This is a genomic window from Kribbella sp. C-35, assembly GCF_046549195.1.
Classification (GTDB): Bacteria; Actinomycetota; Actinomycetes; order Propionibacteriales; family Kribbellaceae; genus Kribbella.
In genome coordinates this window covers 1,050,531-1,071,282 of sequence record NZ_JAJPWG010000003.1, presented here as the reverse complement: position 1 = coordinate 1,071,282, position 20,752 = coordinate 1,050,531, and the positions used below count along the sequence as shown (strand labels likewise).

21 protein-coding genes are annotated in these 20,752 nt (G+C 69.0%); 9 read left to right on the top strand and 12 right to left on the bottom strand.

The genetic code is table 11. The annotated features are described in order from the left end of the window. Positions 1 to 88 precede the first annotated feature (88 nt). From ACLJOO_RS25075 to ACLJOO_RS25065, 3 genes are all read left to right on the top strand, one after another. Positions 89 to 433 (top strand): hypothetical protein, encoded by a 345-nt coding sequence (locus ACLJOO_RS25075; protein ID WP_410789964.1) that lies wholly within the window; start codon positions 89 to 91, stop codon positions 431 to 433. A 127-nt stretch (positions 434 to 560) separates the two neighbouring features. Then, positions 561 to 1,418: a bifunctional methylenetetrahydrofolate dehydrogenase/methenyltetrahydrofolate cyclohydrolase gene (locus ACLJOO_RS25070; protein WP_410789805.1), complete on the top strand. Its 858-nt coding sequence runs from the start codon at positions 561 to 563 to the stop codon at positions 1,416 to 1,418. A gap of 46 nt (positions 1,419 to 1,464) precedes the next feature. Then, a complete protein-coding gene (locus ACLJOO_RS25065) occupies positions 1,465 to 1,734 on the top strand; it encodes a DUF3017 domain-containing protein (RefSeq protein ID WP_410789804.1) in 270 nt (89 codons plus the stop codon). A gap of 87 nt (positions 1,735 to 1,821) precedes the next feature. Here the strand turns inward: ACLJOO_RS25065 and fes are convergent, their stop codons facing one another. From fes to ACLJOO_RS25045, 4 genes are read right to left on the bottom strand one after another with little or no spacing between them, the layout of a single operon-like run. Then, the gene (fes, locus tag ACLJOO_RS25060; protein WP_410789803.1) at positions 1,822 to 3,042 is read right to left on the bottom strand and encodes an enterochelin esterase; all 1,221 of its coding nucleotides are present in this window, start codon (positions 3,040 to 3,042) and stop codon (positions 1,822 to 1,824) included. A gap of 8 nt (positions 3,043 to 3,050) precedes the next feature. Next, entirely contained in the window at positions 3,051 to 4,610 is a 1,560-nt protein-coding gene (purH, locus tag ACLJOO_RS25055) for a bifunctional phosphoribosylaminoimidazolecarboxamide formyltransferase/IMP cyclohydrolase (protein WP_410789802.1), read from the bottom strand. Further along, positions 4,607 to 5,245, bottom strand: coding sequence for a phosphoribosylglycinamide formyltransferase (gene purN / locus ACLJOO_RS25050; protein ID WP_410789801.1), 639 nt, complete (start codon positions 5,243 to 5,245; stop codon positions 4,607 to 4,609). The genes purH and purN overlap by 4 nt, the downstream gene beginning before the upstream one ends. Positions 5,246 to 5,276: 31 nt before the next feature. Next, positions 5,277 to 6,521 carry a DUF6350 family protein gene (locus ACLJOO_RS25045; RefSeq protein WP_410789800.1) on the bottom strand — a complete coding sequence of 415 codons (1,245 nt, stop codon included), beginning with the start codon at positions 6,519 to 6,521 and terminating at the stop codon, positions 5,277 to 5,279. Between the two features lie 175 nt (positions 6,522 to 6,696). Between ACLJOO_RS25045 and ACLJOO_RS25040 the strand changes: the two genes are divergently transcribed. Continuing rightward, the gene (locus ACLJOO_RS25040) at positions 6,697 to 8,028 is read left to right on the top strand and encodes a hypothetical protein (protein ID WP_410789799.1); all 1,332 of its coding nucleotides are present in this window, start codon (positions 6,697 to 6,699) and stop codon (positions 8,026 to 8,028) included. Positions 8,029 to 8,073: 45 nt separating this feature from the next. Here the strand turns inward: ACLJOO_RS25040 and sucD are convergent, their stop codons facing one another. Both sucD and sucC read right to left on the bottom strand, forming a co-directional pair. Beyond that, positions 8,074 to 8,964 carry a succinate--CoA ligase subunit alpha gene (gene sucD, locus ACLJOO_RS25035; RefSeq protein ID WP_410789798.1) on the bottom strand — a complete coding sequence of 297 codons (891 nt, stop codon included), beginning with the start codon at positions 8,962 to 8,964 and terminating at the stop codon, positions 8,074 to 8,076. Positions 8,965 to 8,978: 14 nt separating this feature from the next. Continuing rightward, positions 8,979 to 10,151, bottom strand: a complete 1,173-nt coding sequence (gene sucC / locus ACLJOO_RS25030; RefSeq protein ID WP_410789797.1) for an ADP-forming succinate--CoA ligase subunit beta — start codon at positions 10,149 to 10,151, stop codon at positions 8,979 to 8,981. Positions 10,152 to 10,280: 129 nt separating this feature from the next. Here sucC and ACLJOO_RS25025 point away from each other — a divergent pair, with 129 nt between their 5' ends. Beyond that, positions 10,281 to 11,918, top strand: a complete 1,638-nt coding sequence (locus tag ACLJOO_RS25025) for a glycoside hydrolase family 13 protein (RefSeq protein WP_410789796.1) — start codon at positions 10,281 to 10,283, stop codon at positions 11,916 to 11,918. A gap of 51 nt (positions 11,919 to 11,969) precedes the next feature. Here the strand turns inward: ACLJOO_RS25025 and ACLJOO_RS25020 are convergent, their stop codons facing one another. From ACLJOO_RS25020 to ACLJOO_RS25000, 5 genes are all read right to left on the bottom strand, one after another. Then, positions 11,970 to 12,122, bottom strand: coding sequence for a hypothetical protein (locus ACLJOO_RS25020; protein WP_202873766.1), 153 nt, complete (start codon positions 12,120 to 12,122; stop codon positions 11,970 to 11,972). Further along, complete coding sequence (locus ACLJOO_RS25015) at positions 12,119 to 13,000, bottom strand: carbohydrate ABC transporter permease (protein WP_410789795.1); 882 nt, start codon at positions 12,998 to 13,000, stop codon at positions 12,119 to 12,121. Before ACLJOO_RS25015 ends, ACLJOO_RS25020 begins: the two co-directional genes overlap by 4 nt. Next, positions 13,000 to 14,046, bottom strand: a complete 1,047-nt coding sequence (locus ACLJOO_RS25010; RefSeq protein ID WP_410789794.1) for a carbohydrate ABC transporter permease — start codon at positions 14,044 to 14,046, stop codon at positions 13,000 to 13,002. The genes ACLJOO_RS25015 and ACLJOO_RS25010 overlap by 1 nt, the downstream gene beginning before the upstream one ends. A 97-nt stretch (positions 14,047 to 14,143) precedes the next feature. Further along, on the bottom strand, positions 14,144 to 15,472 hold the full coding sequence (locus ACLJOO_RS25005) for an ABC transporter substrate-binding protein (RefSeq protein ID WP_410789793.1): 1,329 nt from the start codon (positions 15,470 to 15,472) through the stop codon (positions 14,144 to 14,146). A 341-nt stretch (positions 15,473 to 15,813) separates the two neighbouring features. Next, positions 15,814 to 16,233, bottom strand: coding sequence for a cobalamin B12-binding domain-containing protein (locus ACLJOO_RS25000; RefSeq protein WP_410789792.1), 420 nt, complete (start codon positions 16,231 to 16,233; stop codon positions 15,814 to 15,816). A 133-nt stretch (positions 16,234 to 16,366) separates the two neighbouring features. On the opposite strand from ACLJOO_RS25000, the gene ACLJOO_RS24995 reads away from it, so the two are divergent. The 4 genes from ACLJOO_RS24995 (at position 16,367) to ACLJOO_RS24980 (ending at position 20,183) form a co-directional block, all read left to right on the top strand. After that, on the top strand, positions 16,367 to 17,218 hold the full coding sequence (locus tag ACLJOO_RS24995; RefSeq protein WP_410789791.1) for an esterase/lipase family protein: 852 nt from the start codon (positions 16,367 to 16,369) through the stop codon (positions 17,216 to 17,218). A gap of 350 nt (positions 17,219 to 17,568) precedes the next feature. Further along, the gene (locus ACLJOO_RS24990) at positions 17,569 to 18,330 is read left to right on the top strand and encodes a M23 family metallopeptidase (protein ID WP_410789790.1); all 762 of its coding nucleotides are present in this window, start codon (positions 17,569 to 17,571) and stop codon (positions 18,328 to 18,330) included. Positions 18,331 to 18,372: 42 nt separating this feature from the next. Beyond that, the gene (locus ACLJOO_RS24985) at positions 18,373 to 18,891 is read left to right on the top strand and encodes a DUF6886 family protein (protein ID WP_410789789.1); all 519 of its coding nucleotides are present in this window, start codon (positions 18,373 to 18,375) and stop codon (positions 18,889 to 18,891) included. Continuing rightward, entirely contained in the window at positions 18,855 to 20,183 is a 1,329-nt protein-coding gene (locus tag ACLJOO_RS24980) for a lanthionine synthetase LanC family protein (protein ID WP_410789788.1), read from the top strand. Before ACLJOO_RS24985 ends, ACLJOO_RS24980 begins: the two co-directional genes overlap by 37 nt. Here the strand turns inward: ACLJOO_RS24980 and ACLJOO_RS24975 are convergent. Then, positions 20,155 to 20,715: a hypothetical protein gene (locus ACLJOO_RS24975; RefSeq protein WP_410789787.1), complete on the bottom strand. Its 561-nt coding sequence runs from the start codon at positions 20,713 to 20,715 to the stop codon at positions 20,155 to 20,157. The two genes, ACLJOO_RS24980 and ACLJOO_RS24975, sit on opposite strands and share 29 nt — an antisense overlap. Between the last annotated feature and the right edge of the window lie 37 nt (positions 20,716 to 20,752).

The following is a 20,752-nucleotide window of genomic DNA, read 5'->3' as shown; positions in this document are numbered from 1 at the left end:
CCGGGATCACCAGGATGTTCGGGTCCGCGTTCGGCACCGAGATCTCCTGGTTGTTGCCTGCGGCATTGATCGCGCTGGTCGGCGGACTGTGGCTGACGCGTCGGCCAGCAGTGAGCTGCCTGCTCTGCTGTCGAAGACCACCACGACCTGGGCCGCCGCAACCAGCGGCTCCCAGTCCGCAGCCTCGCTCGAGCTCGCCACCGGCAAGTCCGTCATCGCCATCGGCGGCTTCAGCGGCACCGACGACGCACCCACCCTCGCCCAGTTCAAGCAGTGGGTGGCCGAAGGCAAGATCTCGTACTACATCTCCGGCAGCCAGGGCGGCGGCGGTCGCAGCGGCTCCTCCGCGGCCAGCGAGATCCAGTCCTGGGTCGAGTCCAACTACACGGCGACCACCGTAGGCAGCACCACCGTCTACAAGCTGGTGAGCTGACCCCCAGCCCATCACAATCGCCCGCCTCGGCCGGGCGGCCCACGTGGCCGCCCGGCCGAGCACCATTTGTGATGGCCTGGCGATCCGGGTAGGGGGCCGGAGTGGGTGCGTGGCAGACTCTGGGGTCGTGACGGCGCAGATTCTGGATGGTAAGGCGACGGCGGCGGCGATCAAGGACGAGTTGAAGGTCCGGGTCGCGAAGCTCGCCGAGCAGGGCGTGGTGCCCGGGCTCGGCACGATCCTGGTGGGTGACGACCCGGGCAGCCGGGCGTACGTGGCGGGTAAGCACCGCGACTGCGCGGCGGTCGGGATCTCCTCGATCCAGGTCGAGCTGCCGGACACCGCGACCCAGGACGAGATCGCCGCCAAGGTGCAGGAGCTCAACGACAAGCCGGAATGCACCGGCTTCATCGTCCAGCTCCCGCTCCCCAAGCACGTCGACACGAACACGATCCTCGGCCTGATCGACCCGGCCAAGGACGCCGACGGCCTGCACCCGGTCAGCCTCGGCAAGCTCGTCCTCGGCCAGGACGGCCCGCTGCCGTGCACCCCGAAGGGCTGCGTGGAGCTCCTCCGGCGGTACGACGTACCGATCGCCGGCGCGCACGTGGTCGTCGTCGGCCGCGGGGTGACCGCGGGACGGCCGATGGGGCTGCTGTTCACCCGGCGCAGCGAGAACGCGACCGTGACGCAGTGCCACACCGGCACGAAGGACCTCGCCGCCGTCGTCCGTACCGGTGACATCGTGATCGCCGCCGCGGGTTCGGCCGGCCTGATCACCGCGGACATGGTGAAGCCCGGCGCCGTCCTCCTCGACGTCGGCACCAGCCGGAACGCCGAAGGCAAGATCGTCGGCGACATCGAGACCGCGGCCCGCGAGCAGGCCGCCTGGATCGCGCCGATGCCCGGCGGTATCGGCCCGATGACCCGCGCGATGCTCCTCACCAACGTGGTGGAAGCCGCCGAATCGAGCCTCCCCCAGTGATCCCGGGCGGTACGGCGTACGCGGTCGAGCTGGGTGTGGCGTGCTGATGGCGGGTGAGGCCCAGCGCCGGAGCCAATGGCCCCTGGCGTTGACGCTCCTGGTCGCACTCGCCGGCATGGTCGTGCTCTGGTTCTACAACTGGCGCAACGGCATCTTCGTCTTCGCCGGAGCAGTAGGCCTCGCCGGCCTCCTCCGAGCGATCCTCTCCGACACAGCCGCGGGCCTCCTCCACGTCCGCAGCCGCATGTTCGACACCACCTTCCTCCTCCTCACCGCCGCCGCCATCGCAGTCCTCGCCATCATCGTCCCCAACTGACAACTCAGCTGCGAAGAGCCGCGGGGGCTGGACGACGGCGGATCGCGCGCTGGTCCGAGACACTTGCCAACGCGTGCCGCCGCAGGATCAGGGAGTTGTGAGGGCGATCAGGCCGTCGGCCAGGGAGCCGCGCCAGCAGGCGTAGTCGTGGCCGCCGTTGTACTCGGCGTACTCGACCTCGTAGCCCTTGCTGCGCAGGATGGTTCGGAGGTGACGGTTCGCGACCAGGATGGACGGGCCGTGATCGGGCGTCTGCCCGCGTTCCTGGAGTCCGGCCTCGACGTAGAACCGCACCGGTTGCCGCTCGGACTCGGCGTACTGGCGCGTCAGCCACTCGTGCTCGTCGTCGCCATCGGGGCTCCACCAGAACGATCCCGACTGCGAGAGCACGTTGCCGAAGACGTCCGGGCGTCGCAGCCCGGCGAAGGCGGCGGCCTGACCGCCGTGGCTCTGGCCGGCCGCGATCGTGCGCGCGGGATCGGTCGTGATGATGTGGCGCTCGCGGACCCAGGGCAGGAGCTCGTCCGTGAGGTACTCGAGGAACGGCGCTCCGCAAGGGAGTTCGCGGTCGCGGACCTCCTGGGTCAGGCTGTCGACGAGTACGGCGATCAGCGGCGGGATCCGGCCGTCCGCGATGAGGTTGTCGAGGATCGTGGGGAACGGGATCGGGCCGCGTACGACGTCGCCGTCGAACAGCACGAGCAGCGGCAACGGCTCGGCGTCGGGCTGGTACCCGGGCGGCGTGTAGATCCAGATGCGGCGCTCGTTGCCGAGGACGTCGCTGCGGTGCGCGTACTGCTCGAGCTCGCCGCGCGGACCGCCGGTGCGCGGAGTGATCCACGGCTGCGCAGGTGCGCCCGGCAGTTCGGCCACCGAGACCACGATCCCGGGGCTGCCGACGAGTTCGTCCTTCGGAAAGACGAACGTGGTCGGGTTGAGCGGATCGGCGAACCAGTGCGCCGTCCGCTCGTACCAGTCCTCTGCCTTGGCCGCCGGACTGTCCACGTCGTCGACGGCCAGACTGTATGTGCAGCGAAGATCTGCACGGACCCGGAACGTGAGATACCAGACGTCGGTGCCGGGCAGGTGGTGCATCACGTTCGCCGGCGGATCCCAGCCGGCCGGTCCGCCGAACACCGAGACGCTCTTCACCGGCTCGCGCGCCCTGTAGAGGAACGTCAGCCAGACGTCGTCCTCCGCGACCGGTTCGACCAGCGGCGTACCGTGCTCCGCGACTTCGGCCCACAACTCGTCTGTCCGACTCGGATCGAGTTGCTGCAGGCGTGGACTGTCGATCCGGTCGGACAAGGCGTCCCTCAGTGGAAGAAGTGGCGGGTTCCGGTGAAGTACATGGTGATGCCGGCCTTGGTGGCGGCTTCGATGGCGGCTTCGTCTCGGATGGAGCCGCCTGGCTGGACTACTGCTTTGACGCCGCCCGCGATGAGGACCTCGAGGCCGTCGGGGAAGGGGAAGAAGGCGTCGGAGGCGGCGACGGAGCCGGTGGCGCGGTCTCCGGCGCGGGAGACTGCCAGGCGGCAGGAGTCGACGCGGTTGACCTGGCCCATGCCGACGCCGACCGAGGCGCCGTCGGCTGCCAGCAGGATCGCGTTGGACTTGACCGCGCGGCAGGCCTTCCAGGCGAAGGCCAGGTCGGCCAGGACCTCAGGCGAGGCAGGTGAGCCGGCAGCGAGCGTCCAGGCAGCAGGGTCGTCGCCTTCGGCCTGGAAGCGGTCGCGGTGCTGCAGCAGCAGGCCGCCGCTGATCGCGCGCAGCTCGACGGTCTCGTCGGCGGAGACGGCCGGCGCCACGAGCAGCCGGATGTTCTTCTTCGCCTGCAGGATCTCGACGGCGCCGTCCTCGAAGGCGGGCGCCACCAGCACCTCGGTGAAGATCTCCGCGACCTGCTTCGCGAGGTCGACCGAGACCGGGCGGTTCGTCGCGATCACACCGCCGTACGCCGACACCGGGTCGCACTCGTGCGCGCGCCGGTGGGCCTCCGCGATGTCCTTGCCCACAGCAATGCCACACGGGTTGGCGTGCTTGATGATCGCGACCGCCGGCTCGCTGAAGTCATAGGCGGTACGCCGGGCCGCGTCGGCGTCGACGTAGTTGTTGTACGACATCTCCTTGCCGTGCAGCTGCTCCGCCGCGGCCAGCCCGCCCCGCCCGTTCAGGTACAGCGCGGCCGGCTGGTGCGGGTTCTCGCCGTACCGCAGTACCGCGGACTTCTCCCACGATGCACCGACCCACGCCGGGAAACCTGAGCCCTGCGAAGAGTCGGTGAGCACGCTGCCCATCCAGGACGCGACCGCGATGTCGTACTCGGCGGTGTGTACGAAGGCCGCCGCCGCCAGGCGCTGCCGCTCCTCGAGCGAGAAGCCGCCCTCCTTCAACGCCGCGTACAGCGCCTCATACTGCGAAGCGGACGTCACAACAGCAACGTTGGCGTGGTTCTTCGCCGCGCCGCGCACCATCGACGGCCCGCCGATGTCGATCTGCTCGATGCACTCGTCCACGGACGCGCCGGACGCGACCGTCTCGCTGAACGGGTACAGGTTGCTCACCAGCAGGTCGAACGGCTCGACCCGCATCTCCTGCAACTGCTCGACGTGATCGGGCTTCCGCAGATCGGCGAGCAGCCCGGCGTGCACGAGCGGGTGCAGCGTCTTGACCCGCCCGTCCAGGCACTCCGGGAACCCGGTCAGCTCCTCGACCTTGGTCACCGGAACCCCGGCCGCCGCGATCCGCGCCGCGGTGGAACCGGTCGACACGAGCTGGACACCGGTGGCGTGCAGCGCGGAAGCGAGCTCCTCCAGACCGGTCTTGTCGTACACGCTGATCAGCGCGCGGCGGATCGGCCTGCGGTCGGTGCTCACTTCAGTCGAACCTTTCGTCCAGTGATAGTCCAGCCCTCCCGGACGAGGCGGCCGACCCACTCCACCAGCTGGCGGCGTTCGACGTCCTTGATCCGTTCGGTCAGGGCTTCTTCGGTGTCGTCGTCGAGAACGGGTACGACGACCTGCGCGATGATCGGCCCGGTGTCGACGCCGCCGTCCACGAAGAACAGCGTCGCGCCGGCGACCTTCACGCCGTACTCCAGCGCGTCCCGGGGACCGTGGATCCCGGGGAACGCCGGCAGCAGCGCGTTGTGGGTGTTGATGTACCGATCGCCGAACGACTCCAGGAAGTCGTCGCCGACCAGCTTCAGGAACCCAGCGGACACGACCAGATCAGGCTTGTACTGCGAGACGGACGCGGTCAGCGCACGATCCCAGTCCGGGCGTGACGGGTACTCCTTGACCTTGTGCACGAAGGTCGGCACCCCGGCGGCCGCGGCCCGGTCCAGGCCGGCGATGCCGTCGCGGTCGGCGCCGACGGCGACGACCTGAGCGCCGTACGCCGGGTCGGCGCAGGCGTCCAGCAAGGCCTGCAGGTTCGACCCCGAGCCCGACACGAGCACGACGAGGCGCGCCTGCCCATGATCAAACGCAGCCGGGTCTGAAGCAGTCACGGCGGGAAGCCTATCGCCCGCTGTCGGCCTCTCAGTCAGCCGGTCGCCGCGCCGAGACCACAGCGGCCGTGATCGCGGCCCCGATCGCCATGCCCGCCGCCAACACGCCGGCGGCCGGCAACGCCCCCGGAACCCCGACCGCGGACATCCGCCCGGGTCCCGCCGATCCGCCCGACAGCGCCAGCAGCGCGAACACGATCACGCCCGCGACGAGCGCCGCCATCGCACCGCGCAGCGCGAACGCGTCCCACCCCAGCGCGTCGGCGTCCTCCTCCGCGAGCCCTCGCCGTACGACGACCAACCCCGCGACCGCACCGGCCACCAGCGGCACCACGGCCGTCAGGACCAGCAGGTACGACGGGGTCGCGCCGTCGGCAGGCACCGCGGCCAGGAGCGGGAGCGCCGGCAGGTTCCCCACGTCCACGCCGGTCGGCGCGATCGTCGTACCGACCCCCAACTGGAACCCGGGCCCGGCGAGGAACGCGACGACGTACAGCACCATGTTCGGCACCAGCATCAGGCAGATCGCGAACAGCACCACCGACCCGATCACGCCGGCGTCCAGAAGCTCGAGCATCCCGGTGATCCGGGAGAAGTGGATCGCGAGCAGTACGCCGTACAGCAGCGAGGCGATCGCAATCACGGTCAGGACGGCGGCGATCGCGGCCGGTACGACGTCCCGCAGACCGGCCGGTGTGGCGTCCACGATGTCCTCGCCGGCTCCGGACTCGACGACGATCCCCGCGAGCCCGGCCACCATCGCCAGCGAGAACGCACCCAGGAACGCGGACAGCGGCGACACCTTGAGCGGGCCCTCCGCCGTGAGCAACCCCACGACCAGCGCCCCTAGTCCGTAGACGAGCGCGAACGCTCCGGCCAGTGCGATCAGATCCCTGGTCCGGTCGGCCGCGCTGGACCGGGCAGCCGACTTGCCGCCGCGGTACAGGCACCAGGCGAAGAAGAATGTCAGGCCGAGCGGCGCGATGCTGATCCGGCCGGTGCCGATCGTGCTGCTGCCAATGGTGACGTCGGCCTTGTGCGCGATCAGCCAGGCCGACGCTCCGGCCCGGACCGCGCCGGACGCGCCGCCGAACGTCGCGCCCAGCCAGCCGACGACGGCGACCGCGGCGCAGGTGAGCAGACCGGTCAGCAGACACGCTCCGGCGGAGATCACGGCCGACACCAGCAAGGGCTTGGTCTGGGCCGCGATCTCCGACGTGGGCGGAACGCTCGTCTCGCCGTCCCGGGCCCCGGGGCGGCTCAGCATGTCGGTCATCTGACTCCCATCGTCTCCCCGGGCAAGGACGCCACTCGTCCTGACACGCCGGATGTGGGAGACTTCAGCCCGCCTGCTCACGCTCAGTTCACACCTGTTCGCCTGTTGGTAGCTGAGTGGGAGCAGCGTGGGTTCACCCGGTACTGTCGGGTGGAATCAGTCAGGAGGACGAGCTTTGGCCGGTTCCCACCGTGCATCACGCGGCGGCGGTCGCGCCGCTGCCCGGGAGGCGCGTCGGCAGAAGGCGCGCAAGCGGAACCAGACGATCGCAGCCGGGGTCGCGGTCGTGGTGCTGGTCGGCGGCGGCGGTGTCGCCGCGCTGAACGCGTTCGGCGGCGACAAGGAGCCCGGCGCGAAGGCCGGCAACGGCCCGTCGGACGACAAGCCGTCCAATTCCGACGTACTCGCCGACGACAAGGCGCTGCTGGACGCCGCGGGCGCGAAGACGCTCGGCGCGACCGGCACCTGGGCGGTAACCAAGACCGCCGACGGCGACTCGGCCCCGGACAGCGCGTTCGCCTGCCAGTCGCAGCGGTTCGCCGACCCGTCCGGACTCCGGACCTGGGTCCGCACCCTGCAGAACTCGGCCACCAAGGACACGGCCGTCCAGTACGTCGACGTGTCGAACGACAAGGCCACCGCCGCGAAGACCTACGCCACGGTCGTCCACTGGCTCAGCCAGTGCACGACGCCGCAGACCCGGTTGTCGGCCGGTTACGTGACCACCGGCGTCGGCGACCGCGGCGTGATCGCCGTCTTCGGGCAGGTCCCCGGCGCGAAGACGAAGTACAAGACCGTCGCGGTCACACTCGCCGGGCAGGCGACCATGGTCATCGAGCACGACACGATGGCGGCAACGCCGCCCCGGCCGGACGTGGTGCTGGCCACCGCGAGCGCGGCGGCGAAGAAGATCTGCGCCCAGACCGGCGGCTGCGCGACCGGGGCGCCGATCGCGAAACCGGCCCTGTTGCCGAACACCGACACCCCGGGCTTCATGGCGTCGGTCGACCTGCCGCTGCTGGACGAGATCGACAAGCCGTGGGTGAGTGCCGCCGCGACGAGCAACGACGGCACCGGCTGCGAGAAGCTCAGCCTGAAGAAGTCGAAGGCGACGAAGTACGGCACGGTCACGTACGTGACGCCGGAGGCGAAGGTCCCGACCGAGTTCGGGTTCGACGACACGGTGATCAAGTTCGCCACCCCGACGGCGGCGGCGAGTTTCGTCAGCCAGATCAAGAAGAACGTCGACGCCTGCGAGAAGAACGTCTCGAACGCGAAGGTCGAGTCGACCGGCACGGTCAAGACCAACACGCTCACCGGCAAGAGCTGGAAGGCGACCTACGACACCGGAGACGGGAAGAAGTTCGTCTACCGGATCGGGATCGCCGGATCCGGGAACCGGGTGGTCTACATCCTGTTCCCGGTGCTCAAGGAGCTGGACCTCACCGACGCGGCGTTCAACGAGACGCTGACCCGCGCGGTCGACCGCTCCGCCACCTACAAGTAGAAACGGGACCCACCCCACAGGGGCAGGTCCCGCTTCGGCGAAGCCTTACTTGCTCAGGCCCTGCATGATCTCGCGCATCAGGTTGGCGGTCTCGGACGGCGTCTTGCCGACCTTCACGCCGACGGCCTCGAGGGCCTCCTGCTTCGCGGCCGCCGTGCCGGACGAGCCGGAGACGATCGCGCCGGCGTGGCCCATCGTCTTGCCCTCCGGTGCGGTGAAGCCTGCGACGTACCCGACGACCGGCTTGGTCACGTTCTCCTTGATGAACGCGGCCGCCCGCTCCTCCGCGTCACCGCCGATCTCACCGATCATCACGATCGCGTCGGTGTCCGGGTCGTCCTGGAACGCCCGCAGCGCGTCGATGTGCGTGGTCCCGATGATCGGGTCGCCGCCGATCCCGATCGCGGTCGAGAACCCGAAGTCCCGCAGCTCGTACATCATCTGGTAGGTCAGCGTGCCGGACTTCGACACCAGACCGATCCGGCCCTGGCCGGCGATGTCGGCCGGAATGATGCCCGCGTTCGACGAACCCGGGGTGATGATGCCGGGGCAGTTCGGGCCGATGATCCGGGTCTTGCCGGACGCCTGCGCGGCGGCGAAGAACGCGGCGGTGTCGTGCACCGGCACGCCCTCGGTGATCACCACGACCAGCGGCACCTCGGCCTCGACGGCCTCCAGTACGGCGTCCTTGGTGAACTTCGGCGGGACGAAGATGACCGACACGTTCGCGCCGGTCTCCTTGACCGCGTCCGCGACGGTGCCGAACACCGGGACCGACTTGCCGTCGAAGTCCTGGCTCTGGCCCGCCTTACGCGGGTTCACGCCGCCGACGATGGTGGTGCCCGAGGCGAGCATCCGGGTGGTGTGCTTGGTGCCCTCGGAGCCGGTCATGCCCTGGACGATGACCTTGCTGTCCTTGGTCAGGAAGATAGACATTGTTCGGCGATCCCTTACTTCGCAGCCAGCTCGGCGGCGCGCTTGGCGGCGCCGTCCATCGTGTCGACCCGCTCCAGACCGGCCAGGCCGGCCTCGTCGAGGATCCGGCGGCCCTCCTCGGCGTTGTTGCCGTCCAGCCGGACGACCAGCGGCTTGGTGACGGCCTCGCCGCGGCTCGACAGCAGCTCGAACGCCTGCACGATGCCGTTCGCGACCGCGTCACAGGCGGTGATGCCGCCGAAGACGTTCACGAACACGCTCTCCACCTGCGGGTCGGAGATGATGATCTCCAGCCCGTTCGCCATCACCTCGGCCGACGCGCCGCCGCCGATGTCGAGGAAGTTGGCCGGCTTCTGGCCGCCGAACTCCTCACCGGCGTACGCGACGACGTCCAGGGTGCTCATGACGAGTCCCGCGCCGTTGCCGATGATGCCGACCGAGCCGTCCAGCTTCACGTAGTTCAGGCCCTTGGCCTTGGCCGCCGCCTCCAGCGGGTCGGCCGCCGAGACGTCCTCGAACTCGGCGTGATCCGGGTGCCGGAAGTCCGCGTTCTCGTCCAGCGTGACCTTGCCGTCCAGCGCCTCGACGTTGCCGTCCTCGAGCTTGACCAGCGGGTTCACCTCGACGAGCGAGGCGTCCTCGGCGATGAAGACGTCGTACAGCTTGACGATCTCCGGTACGACGGCGTCGATCACGTCGGCCGGGTACTTCGCGGCGACCGCGATCTCCCGGGCCTTCGCCTCGTCCACGCCGGTCGCCGGGTCGATCGAGATCTGCGCGACCGCATCCGGGTTGGTGTGCGCGACCTCCTCGATCTCCATGCCGCCGGCGGCGGAGGCGATGCAGAGGTAGTTGCGGTTGGCCCGGTCGATCAGGAACGAGAAGTAGTACTCCTCGCCGATCGCCGCGGCCGGGACGATGTTCAGGATCTTGACGACGTGACCCTTGATGTCCAGCCCGAGGATCTCGCGGGCCTTCTCCTCGGCCTCGTCCGGGCTGCTCGCCAGCTTGACGCCGCCGGCCTTGCCGCGCCCACCGGTCTTGACCTGGGCCTTCACGACCACCCGGCCGCCGATCTTCTCGGCCGCTGCGCGGGCTTCCTCCGGAGTCGTGACGACCGCACCCACGGTCGTCCGCACTCCGTGCTTGGCGAAGACCGTCTTCGCCTGGAATTCCATCAGATCCACGAGTGTGGTCCCTCTCTCGCCTGTACGGGGCTTCTGACAGTAGCCACCCTCGTGCCGGGAGCAACAGGCGGGGTCCCGGCTGAGACGACCGTCACAGCCCGGCGGGCGTCTCATGTCAGGCTAGGCGATATGAGTGACCCAGCGACCAGACCAGCTGACGACTGGTGGCGTAGCGCCGTCGTCTACCAGGTGTATCCGCGCTCGTTCGCCGACGCCGACGGCGACGGGACCGGCGACGTGAACGGGATCCGCGCCCGGCTGCCGTACCTCGCCGACCTCGGCGTCGACGCGATCTGGATCAGCCCGTGGTACCCGTCCCCGCTGCTCGACGGCGGGTACGACGTGTCCGACTACCGCGACATCAACCCGGAGTTCGGCACCCTCGCCGACGCGGACGCGCTGATCGCCGAGGCGCACGCGCTGGGCCTGCGGATCCTGATCGACCTGGTGCCGAACCACTGCTCCTGGGACCACCCGTGGTTCAAGGCCGCGCTGGCGGCGGGCAAGGGTTCTCCGGAGCGGGACCTGTTCTGGTTCCGGGACTCCGAGGACGGCAAACCGCCGACGAACTGGCCCGCCGCGTTCGGTGGCCCCGCCTGGCAGCAGATCGACGATGGGCAGTGGTACCTGCACCTGTTCGACATCTCCCAGCCGGACTGGAACTGGGACCACCCGAAGGTCATCGAGGAGTTCGACGCGATCCTGCGGTTCTGGTTCGACCGCGGCGTCGACGGGTTCCGGATCGACGTCGCCGACTCGATGGCGAAGGACCCGGCGTTGCCCGACGTACCGCTGCACAACGGTGAGCCGACGCGGGAGAAGTACGTCGGGAACCCGTTCTACGACCAGCCCGGTGTGCACACCATCCACCAGCGCTGGCGCGCGATCGCCGACGAGTACGCCGATACGCCGCAGGGGCCCCGGGTCTTCGTGGCGGAGGCGTGGTTGTCGCCGGCCGAGCGGCTGGCGCAGTACGTGCGGCCGAACGAGCTGCACTCCGCGTTCAACTTCGACGCCCTGCGCGCGGCGTGGGACGCGAAGGAGCTGCGCGAGGTCATCGACCACACCACGGACAACCTGTGGGCGGTCGGGGCGCCGGCGACGTGGGTGCTGAGCAACCACGACACGATCCGGCACCGCACGCGGTACGGCCGCGACCATCGGGACGCGTTGGAGGGTGCGGGCGTCGTACCGACGGATCTGGAGCTCGGGCTGCGCCGGGCGCGGGCCGCTGCACTGCTGGAGCTGGCGCTGCCCGGTGGCGCGTACATCTACCAGGGTGACGAGCTCGGGCTGCCCGAGGTCGAGGACCTGCCCGAAGACGTGCTCGACGACCCCACCTGGGAGCGCTCCGGCCACACCGTCCGCGGCCGCGACGGCTGCCGGGTCCCGATCCCATGGTCCGGCTCCAAGCCGCCGTACGGCTTTGGCCCCGGCACCGCCCAGCCCTGGCTTCCCCAGCCCGCGGACTGGTCCGATCTGACTGCCGAGGCCGAGGCCGGCGACCCTGACAGCCACCTGAGCCTCTACAAGGCGGCACTCCGGATCCGCCACGACCACCCGGCACTCGGTGAAGGCCGCCTGGTCTGGGACGCCGACGCCCCAGACGACGTCCTCTCCTTCACCCGCGAGCCAGGCTTCCGCTGCGTGGTCAACCTCAGCGACGCACCAGTCACCCTGCCACCACACCAGCAAGTACTGCTGGCCAGCGAGCCACTGGCCGACGGCGTCCTTCCAGCGGACACAACCGTTTGGCTCGAAATCTGACCCAGCACGAGAGAAACGGCCGGAGCGCAAGGCTCCGGCCGTTTCTCGTTTCTAGCGGTACCGCTCGCGGTCGCGGCGGTCGCGGTCTTCCTGATCGCGCCGGTCCCGATCCTCGCGGTCCCGGCGGTCGCGGTCCTCCCGATCCCGCCGGTCCCGATCCTCCCGGTCCCGGCGGTCACGTTCCCGCCGGTCCCGCCAGCTCACTTCACGCCACCTGCCGTGAGGCCGGCGACGATACGGCGCTGGAACAGCAGTACGGCGATCACGAGCGGGATCGTGACCACCACACCGGCGGCCATCTGGCTGCCGAACGGTTGGTCGCGGCCCGTCGTACCGGTGAACTGCGAGACGATCACGTTCGCCGTCTGGATCGACTTCTTGTTGGTCATGCTCAGCGCGATCAGGAACTCGTTCCAGGCCGCGATGAACGTGATGATGGCGGTGGTGAACACACCGGGCGCCGCCAGCGGGATGATGACCTTGCGGAACGCCTGGGCCGGCGTACAGCCGTCCACCATCGCCGCCTGCTCGAGCTCCTGCGGCATCTGCCGGAAGAACGACGTCAGGTTCCACACCGCCAGCGGCAGTGCGAACGACAGGCTCGGCACGATCATCGCCTGGTAGGTGTTGATCCACTTGATGTCGACGAACAGCTTCAGCAGCGGCACCACCAGCGAGATGCCCGGGAACATCGACGTGGTGATGATGATCGCCAGTACGAGGTTCTTGAACTTGAAGTCCAGCCGCGCCAGCGTGTACGCCGCGATCATGCCGATGATCAGCGTCAGGATCGTCACCGACCCGGCCACGATCAGGCTGTTCAGCAGACCCCGTCCGAAGCCGTTGGCGCCGGCGAACACGTCCCGGAAGTTCTGGAACGAGAACGGCGCCGGGATGATCTCGTTCGAGAACTGGTCGGACGGCCGGCGGAACGCCGAGACCACCATCCAGTAGAACGGCGCCAGGCAGTACAGGACGATGAGCAGCACGCCGAGCAGCGGCGCCCACCGCCTCAGCGGCCCGACCTCTGCGGCCCGGACCTTGGCCAGGTCGCCGCGGGGCTGTGCAGTTGCGGTAGCCATCAGTTACCTCCACCCGAAGCCGTGACACCGATCGCGACACCCGGTGCTTGCTGAACCTCACGCTTCTTCCGTCGTCCGCCACCACCACCGGGCTTCTTGACTCGGGCCTCACCGATCACGTCGGCGCCGAGGATCTTCACGAACAGATAGGCGACCACTGCGACATAGACGAACAACACCGTCGCATAGGCCGCCGCTGGACCGAAGCGGACATTGGACGCTTCGTCGTACGCGAGCATCGAGAGCGTCTCGACCGAGTTCTTGTGCTGGCCGACCAGCACGAACGGCAGGTCGAAGATCCGCAGCGTGTCGAGGATCCGGAACAGCACTGCCACCAGCAGCGCCGGCTTCACCAACGGCAGCGTGATCCGGGTGAAGGTCTTCCAGGCGTTCGCCCCGTCAACCTTCGCGGCCTCGTAGACCTCGGCCGGGATGGTCTGCAGCCCGGCCAGGACCAGGAGGCCGATGAAGGGCGCGGTCTTCCAGGTGTCCGCGATCACCACCGAGAGCTTCGACTGCCAGCCCTCCGTCGACCACAGTATCTGGGAACCGAGCAGGGTGTTGGCGATGCCGTCGGCCTGGAAGATCCACTTCCAGAGCAGCGCCGAGATGACGGTCGGGATCGCCCACGGGACCAGGATGCTGGCGCGGACGAGTCCCCGGCCCTTGAAGGCCTTGTGCATGATCAGCGCCATCGCGACGCCGAGGACGGTCTCCAGGACCACACACACCACGGTGAAGAACGTCGTGTTGTAGAACGCGTTCCAGAACCGGTCGCCGGTCTCGCCGCGGAAGATGTCCAGGTAGTTGTCGAGCCCGACGAAGGTCGAGCCCTTGACGATGAAGCCGTTCTCGTCGAGCCGCGTCCCGCTCGTGAACAGCGATTCGCGCAGCGCCGAGATGATCGGGAACAGCACCACCACGGCTAGCACGAGCAGCGTCGGGGAGAGCAGCGTCGCGGCCAGCCGGCCGGTGCCCTCGTCGAACCGTTGCTCCCGCTTCGGTTTCTTGGCCGGTCGTTCCGTGACCGGCGCGGTTGCAGTCACCTGTGCCTCCTTTGTTTCCCGGGCAGAACCCGGGCAGGGACTGGCCGGGGCCGGTGCGTGGTCACAACGTCACCACTCACCGGCCCCGGCACGACGGTCAGTTCGTGATCAGCGACTGCAGCTTCGTCTGCAGGTCGGCCAGCGCCTTGTCCGGCGTCACCGCCGAACCCGGCTTCAGGGCGTCGTACGCGGCTGCCTGGATCGCGGCCGTCACGTCGCCGTACTTGACCACCCGCGGCCGCGGCTGCGCACCGAGGATCGAGGCCTTCAGCGGCGCCAGGTACGGGAACTGCTTGGTCAGCGCCGGGTCGTCGTACAGCGAGGCCCAGGTCGGCGCCTGCGACGTCTTCTCGATGTTCGCCTTCTGGCGCTCTTGGCTCGCCATGAAGTTGATGAAGTCGAGCGCGGTCGCCTTGTTCTTGGCGAACGAGCTGATCGCGTAGTCGTGACCGCCGAGCGACGAGACGCCCGGGCCGTCCTTGCCCGGCAGCGGCGCGACCGCGAACTTGCCGGCCACCTTCGAGGACCCGTCGGTCGCCTGGGCCTTCGCGTACACGTACGGCCAGTTGCGCAGGAAGAGCAGCTTGCCCTCCTGGAACGCGCGCCGGCTCTCCTCCTCCTTGTAGGTGATCGCGGCCTTCGGGATGGCGCCGGTCTTGAACCCGTTCACCAGCTCCTCGAGACCGGCCTTGGCCTCCGGGGTGTTGACGTTCGGCTTGCCGTCCTTGTCGACGATCACGCCGCCGGCCGAGTTGATCGCCTCGGCGAAGTTGACGGTCAGGCCCTCGTACTTCTCGAACTGACCGGAGTAGCAGCTCATGCCCTTGGCCTCAGGCAGCGCCTGCACCTTGAGGCAGGCGGCGAGCATGTCGGCCCAGGTCTTCGGAGCCTCCGTGATGCCGGCCTTGGTCAGCAGGTCCTTGCGGTAGTAGAGCAGACCGCCGTCGGAGGTCACCGGCACGCCGTACAGCTTGTCGCGGTACTTCGCCGTCTCCACCGTCGCCGGGATCAGCTTGCCCAGGTCGGGGACCTTGTCCTCAGGAATCTGGGTGACCCACTGGTTCGCCGCGAACTCCGACGTCCAGACAACATCCATCGACAGCACGCTGTACGCGTCGGACTGCGCCTGCGCGTTCTGGATCATCTGCTGCCGCTGCGCGTTGGCGTCCTCGGGGAGCTCCTTGAGCTCCACCTTCTCGTTCGGGTGCGACGCGTTCCAGGCGTTGAGCTGGTTCTGCAGGTTTCCGGACGTGTCCTTGCCGCTGGCAAGGGTGATCGGCCCCCGGCCCTCAAGAGCTCCGGCCGAGCTGCCCCCGCCGCCGCTGCTTCCGTCGTCGCCACTACCACACGCCGTGGCGAGCAGCGCGAAGCTGCTTGCGACGGCAACGAATGCCGTCCTGCGTGCGTGTGATCGTTCAAACCTCATCGTTTACCTGCCCTCTCCCGATGGGACATCGCTTGGTCCTGCGGCGGCCGATCACAGTCCCCCACCACGCTGCGATCCGCCATGTCCGGACAGTAACCGAGATCGGGGCCGATGTGTTCTGAGCCACACACATGTTCCCTCTCGACGGTCTCTGAAACGGACAGCCGCATGGCTGTATGCGACCGCGTTTGGGAAGCCCGCACAACCGGGCATTTCCTAACGATTCGGTATTACCGATTAGTAACCTTGCTGAATCGGGCAGGACCGTTCAGAACGACTCCGGGCAGTCGTCATCACGCTCCGGAGCGGATTCGCGACTCCGGTAGCACCTGGGGCAGTTCTCAGGCCGGGGAGGCCGACGCGTCGCCGACGTTGCCGCGGACCCACTCGACGATCTCGGTGGTCGTCGCGCCCGGGGTGAAGATCTTGTGGACGCCGAGCTCGGCCAGCGGCTGCAGGTCGGCGTCCGGGATGATGCCGCCGCCGAACACCACGATGTCGTCGGCCTCCCGCTCGGTCAGCAGCTCACGGACCCGCTTGAACAGCGTCATGTGCGCGCCGGACAGCACCGACAGCCCGATCGCGTCGGCGTCCTCGGCGATCGCGGTCTCGACGATCTGCTCCGGGGTCTGGTGCAGCCCGGTGTAGATGACCTCCATGCCGGCGTCCCGCAGGGCACGGGCGACGACCTTGGCGCCACGGTCATGACCGTCCAGACCGGGCTTGGCGACGACAACGCGCAACGGGCTCGTAGCAGACATGTGGGCAGGCTAACCGCTGCGTTCCTCACGGATAAGACACGGCGGCGTGTGTTCCCCCACACGGCGAACGGGAACCGGTTACCGTTGAAAGTGATCGGACCACCGGGGGGTCTGGTTTGGTGAGGAGGCGCGCATGGGCTCCTGGCAGGACGATGTCCGCGGCGCACTGGACGGACTCGCGTACGGCGCCCGCTCCGCACTCTCGCCCACCGTGCTGCACGGCGCGGCGGTCGAGCTCGGCTGGCTGACCACGCACCTGGCGATGTACCCGCTCGGCCTGGTCAGCGGCACGCCCGCTCTTCCCGCGCGGCTGAACCTGGCCGGCCTCGGCCCGGCCCAGCGCGGCCTGCTGGTCAGCGACATCCGGGCCGCCGGTACGCCGATCCTGCTCGCGCACGGGATCATCGACAACCACACGGTCTTCGCGATGATGCGCCGGCACCTGGTGCGGCGCGGGTTCAGCAGCATCCACACGTTCTCGTACTCGCCCCTGACGCTGGACGTACGCCGTACCGCGGAACGGATGGGCCGTGAGATCGAAGCGATCTGCGAGGCGTCCGGATCCGACCAGATCCATGTGATCGGGCACAGCCTCGGCGGGCTGATCGCGCGGTACTACGTCCAGCGCCTCGGCGGCGACGCGCATGTGCACACCTGTGTGACGCTCGGGACGCCGCACCAGGGCACGGCCGCGGCCAAGCTGCTGCCATGGCCGCTGGTCAAGCAGGTCCGGCCGGACAGCGACCTGATGGCGGAGCTGGACGAGCCGGCGCCGGACTGCCGGACCCGGTTCGTCGCGTTCTACAGCGACGTCGACCAGTTGATCGTGCCGCAGCGGAGGGCCCGGATCAGGCACCCCGACCTGCAAGCGAGTAACGTCCGGGTCCACGGCGTGGGCCACCTGTCCTTGCCGTTCCACGGCGAGGTCGTGCACCGCATCACCGGCGTACTGGCCCACCTGGACGAAGAACCCAAAACTGCCTGACCGGGCAGCTTTCTGGGCGATTCGGGCCGATGCACGTGCAGCGGCTCATGCAAAAGTTTCGTGAAGGACGTGCGGAAAAGTGGGTGGCGGGGTTTGTCACCCCGTGACCCTTCCGTTATGGTCTGTGAGTCCTCCCGGGGAATAAACCCCCCGAGAGGAGGAGAGAGCTTCCCCCTCGCTTTCCCCTAGCCCCTCCCCTGTGACCGAAAGGCCACGTTGTGTCCCAGCACCGTGCCGCGGGAGACCGCGTCACGCCCGGCAACGCTGCGCGCAAACCCGGCGCAGGACGTCACAGTGCCAAGCATCGCGTCGCCAGGCGTAATACCCCCACCAGCTCCCAGATCGTCGGTTTGACCGCTGCGCTCGCCGCGGCAGCCGGAGCTGTCGGCTTCAGCCACAGCTCGCTGGCGTCACCGACCCAGGCGAACTCCGCGGTGAACCTCGCCGCGCTCAGCCTGGACAGCGGGCAGCAGCTGTCGGGGATCACCACGGCACGTATCCAGGCGCGCCAGCTCGCCACCCGTGACTCCTCCCGGGTTCAGCTGGCCGACACGACGACCACCAAGAAGCAGTCCGCCGCCGCCAAGCTGGCCCAGGCCCGCGCCGCGAAGCTGAACGCCACCCAGGCCCTCACCGCGAAGCGCGCGAGCGCCCTGGCCACCGCGAAGGCGAAGCAGGAAGCCGCCGAGCAGAAGGCCCGTGAGTCGGCCACCCGCTGCGAGATGATGGTCTCCGGCTACCACATCACCGCGACGTTCGGGCAGGGCGGCAGCCGCTGGGCCCGCAACCACACCGGCACCGACTTCGCCGCCCCGGTAGGCACCCGGATCGGGGCCGTGATGAAGGGCGTCGTGATCTTCGCCGACTGGGCCGGCGCGTACGGGCGCCAGGTCCAGGTCCGGCACGAGGACGGCACCGTCACCTGGTACAACCACATGTCGAAGTTCAGCGTCGAGGTCGGCGAGACCGTGTACGCCGGTGACCAGGTCGGCGCGGTCGGGATGACCGGTAACACCACCGGCCCGCACCTGCACTTCGAGGTCCGGCCGGACGGCGGCGAGCCGATCAACCCGATGCCGTGGCTGCGCGACCACTGCGGCCTGAACCCGTAATTCCCGCGCACCGCACCACCGCCTCTGGCTAAGCTGCCGCGCATGCGTCCGGTGGCTGGTGAGGTTCTGCATTTCTCCGAGGATCCGACCATCGAGATCTTCCGGCCGCACGTCGCGAAGACGGCGGGGAAGGTCACTCCCTATGTGTGGGCCGTCGGCCACGATCGAGCCCCCGACTACTGGTTTCCCCGGCAGTGCCCCCGCGCGCTCGCGTGGGTCGGCCCCGGCACCACTCCTGAGGACCGCGACCGGATCATCGGCGCCGGCTCCGGCACCCGCGTGCACGCCGTCGAGTACGGTTGGCTGGACGCGATGCGCTCCGTCGAGCTGTACGGGTACCGCCTCCCCGCCGACGCCTTCGTCGAGCACGACGCCGCCGTCGTCGCGACCACCGACGTACGACCTCTCGGAGCGCCGGAGCGGGTCGGCGATCTGTTCGCACTGCACGAGGAGGCCGGGATTCAGTTGCGTGTCCTCAAGCGGCTGCACGACTTCTGGGCCGCGGCCACCGCCAGCACCCTCGAGTGGAGCGGCATCCGGCTCCGGAACGCCCAGCCATGACGTACGGCGAGATCGGCGAAACGGCCTGGGGCTGGGTCATGGGCCAGGTCCGGTGGGACGACGACGGCCCGTGGATCCCCGACTTCGGCGACAACGACACACCGGACAAGTACCCCGAAGGGATGCACAGCGGCGTCGGTGGTCTGGCGCATGTGCTCGCAGAGATCCGGCTGACGCGACAGTGGACGCCCGCCGAGCAGTCGTTGGCCGTCGGGATCGCCGATCGGCTTCGCGCGGGGATCCCGACGGCCACGTGCACCACGTTCTTCGACGGACTGGTCAGCTCGATCGGCGTGCTCACCGCGCTCGATCAGCCCGGCACAGGTGCCGCGTTGGCACGGCTGCAGGCGTTGGCGACCGAGGACGGGTGGCCGGAGAGCTTCCTCGACGAACCGCGGTACGCCCCCGGCGCGGTCGCCAACGACGCCACCCTCGGCACCGGCGCGATCCTGCTCGGCGCCCTGTGGGCGACGCGACGCGGTGACGACGCCTCTGCGCTGGCCAACCGGGCTGCGGACCTGCTGCTCGGCGAACAGGAGAAGACGCCCGCCGGGGTCAACTGGCAGTTCGTGTCCCGGCGGTTCCGCACCGACGAGCCGACCGAGATGCCGAACTTCTCGCACGGCCTCGCGGGGATCGCCGCGGTGCTCGCGGTGGCCGGCGTGGAGCTCGGGCGCCCCGAGCTGGTCGGCGTGGCGCGACGCGGGGCCGAGCACCTCGTGACGCTCGGAATCAACGACGACAAAGGCTTTCGGGTGCCACGGGTGATTCCGTGGGCGGAGCGGCACGGCGACGAATACACGTTCAACTGGTGCCACGGCGGTGCAGGGACCGCGTTGACGTTCAGTGCGCTCGAGTACGCCGACGTACCGGAGATCGCCGGTGAGACGCCGCAGACGTGGCGTCGACGGTGTCTGGACGGCGTGCGGTACTCCGGCATCCCCGAGCGCCTGCATCCGGGTTTCTGGGACAACGACGGCCGCTGCTGCGGTACGGCGGGGGTCGGCGACGCGTTCCTCGACGCGTGGCGCCGCGACGGCGACGAGCAGGACCTGGAATTCGCCGTACGAATGGGTGACACGTTGCTCGACCACGCCTACCCGGAGGGGTACTGGCGGTTCGTCGAGCACCGCAACGAGGATCCGCTGCTGCGGCCGGGCGTCGGCTGGATGCAGGGCGCGGCCGGGATCGCGGCGTACCTGTTCAGGCTCGAGCGGGTGCTCGGCGGCGATCAGCGCGTCGTCGAGCGGATGGAGAACTGGTTCAGCGCTGCCAGACCTCGGCGGTCGTGAGGAACGCGGAGGAGCCGGGTTTGTCCGGTGAGCCGTCGACCTGAACGAAACCGGGCACCGAGGCCCCGCCGATCGAGACGGTCGCGGAGCGGACCGGGGCGATCACCAGGCTGAGGCTGTGGTTGCCGTCGGCAAGCTGGAAGTTGTCGGTCGCGAACAACCGCCGGTCCAGTACGCCGCCCATCTCGATCTGGATGTCCGCGGCCTTCGCGCTCAACCCGTCGGCCAGGTTCATCGAGACCTGCACCAGGTCCCGCTCGACGGCCGGCTCGTGCCACGGCAGGCCCTGGACCTCGAGGAACGAGCGGACGAAATAGCTCTCCAACCAGGAGGCGAGGTCGACGTCCTCGGACACCACGCGGACGATCCCGTCGAACCACAGCACCACCGCCGTACCCGAGCCGCGGATCGACCAGTCGACCATCCAGATCGACGCGTAGGCCGTCACCTTGCCGTTCTCGTCGAACAGCCGCAGCCCAGGATTGGCCCCCGCCAGAATGATCCGGCGGTTGTTGCCAGACGACTTGGACATGAGCGAGGACGCTTCCGGGAGGGGGCCGAAGATCCTT

Bases quoted from the DNA above. Each gene is read 5' to 3' on its own strand.
- ACLJOO_RS25015 (WP_410789795.1), bottom strand. From the start codon at position 13,000: ATGGCTACCGCAACTGCACAGCCCCGCGGCGACCTGGCCAAGGTCCGG.
- ACLJOO_RS25005 (WP_410789793.1), bottom strand. From the start codon at position 15,472: ATGAGGTTTGAACGATCACACGCACGCAGGACGGCATTCGTTGCCGTC.
- ACLJOO_RS25000 (WP_410789792.1), bottom strand. From the start codon at position 16,233: ATGTCTGCTACGAGCCCGTTGCGCGTTGTCGTCGCCAAGCCCGGTCTG.
- ACLJOO_RS24985 (WP_410789789.1), top strand. From the start codon at position 18,373: ATGCGTCCGGTGGCTGGTGAGGTTCTGCATTTCTCCGAGGATCCGACC.
- ACLJOO_RS25045 (WP_410789800.1), bottom strand. From the start codon at position 6,521: ATGACCGACATGCTGAGCCGCCCCGGGGCCCGGGACGGCGAGACGAGC.
- ACLJOO_RS25025 (WP_410789796.1), top strand. From the start codon at position 10,281: ATGAGTGACCCAGCGACCAGACCAGCTGACGACTGGTGGCGTAGCGCC.
- ACLJOO_RS24975 (WP_410789787.1), bottom strand. From the start codon at position 20,715: ATGTCCAAGTCGTCTGGCAACAACCGCCGGATCATTCTGGCGGGGGCC.
- ACLJOO_RS25065 (WP_410789804.1), top strand. From the start codon at position 1,465: ATGGCGGGTGAGGCCCAGCGCCGGAGCCAATGGCCCCTGGCGTTGACG.
- sucD (WP_410789798.1), bottom strand. From the start codon at position 8,964: ATGTCTATCTTCCTGACCAAGGACAGCAAGGTCATCGTCCAGGGCATG.
- ACLJOO_RS24995 (WP_410789791.1), top strand. From the start codon at position 16,367: ATGGGCTCCTGGCAGGACGATGTCCGCGGCGCACTGGACGGACTCGCG.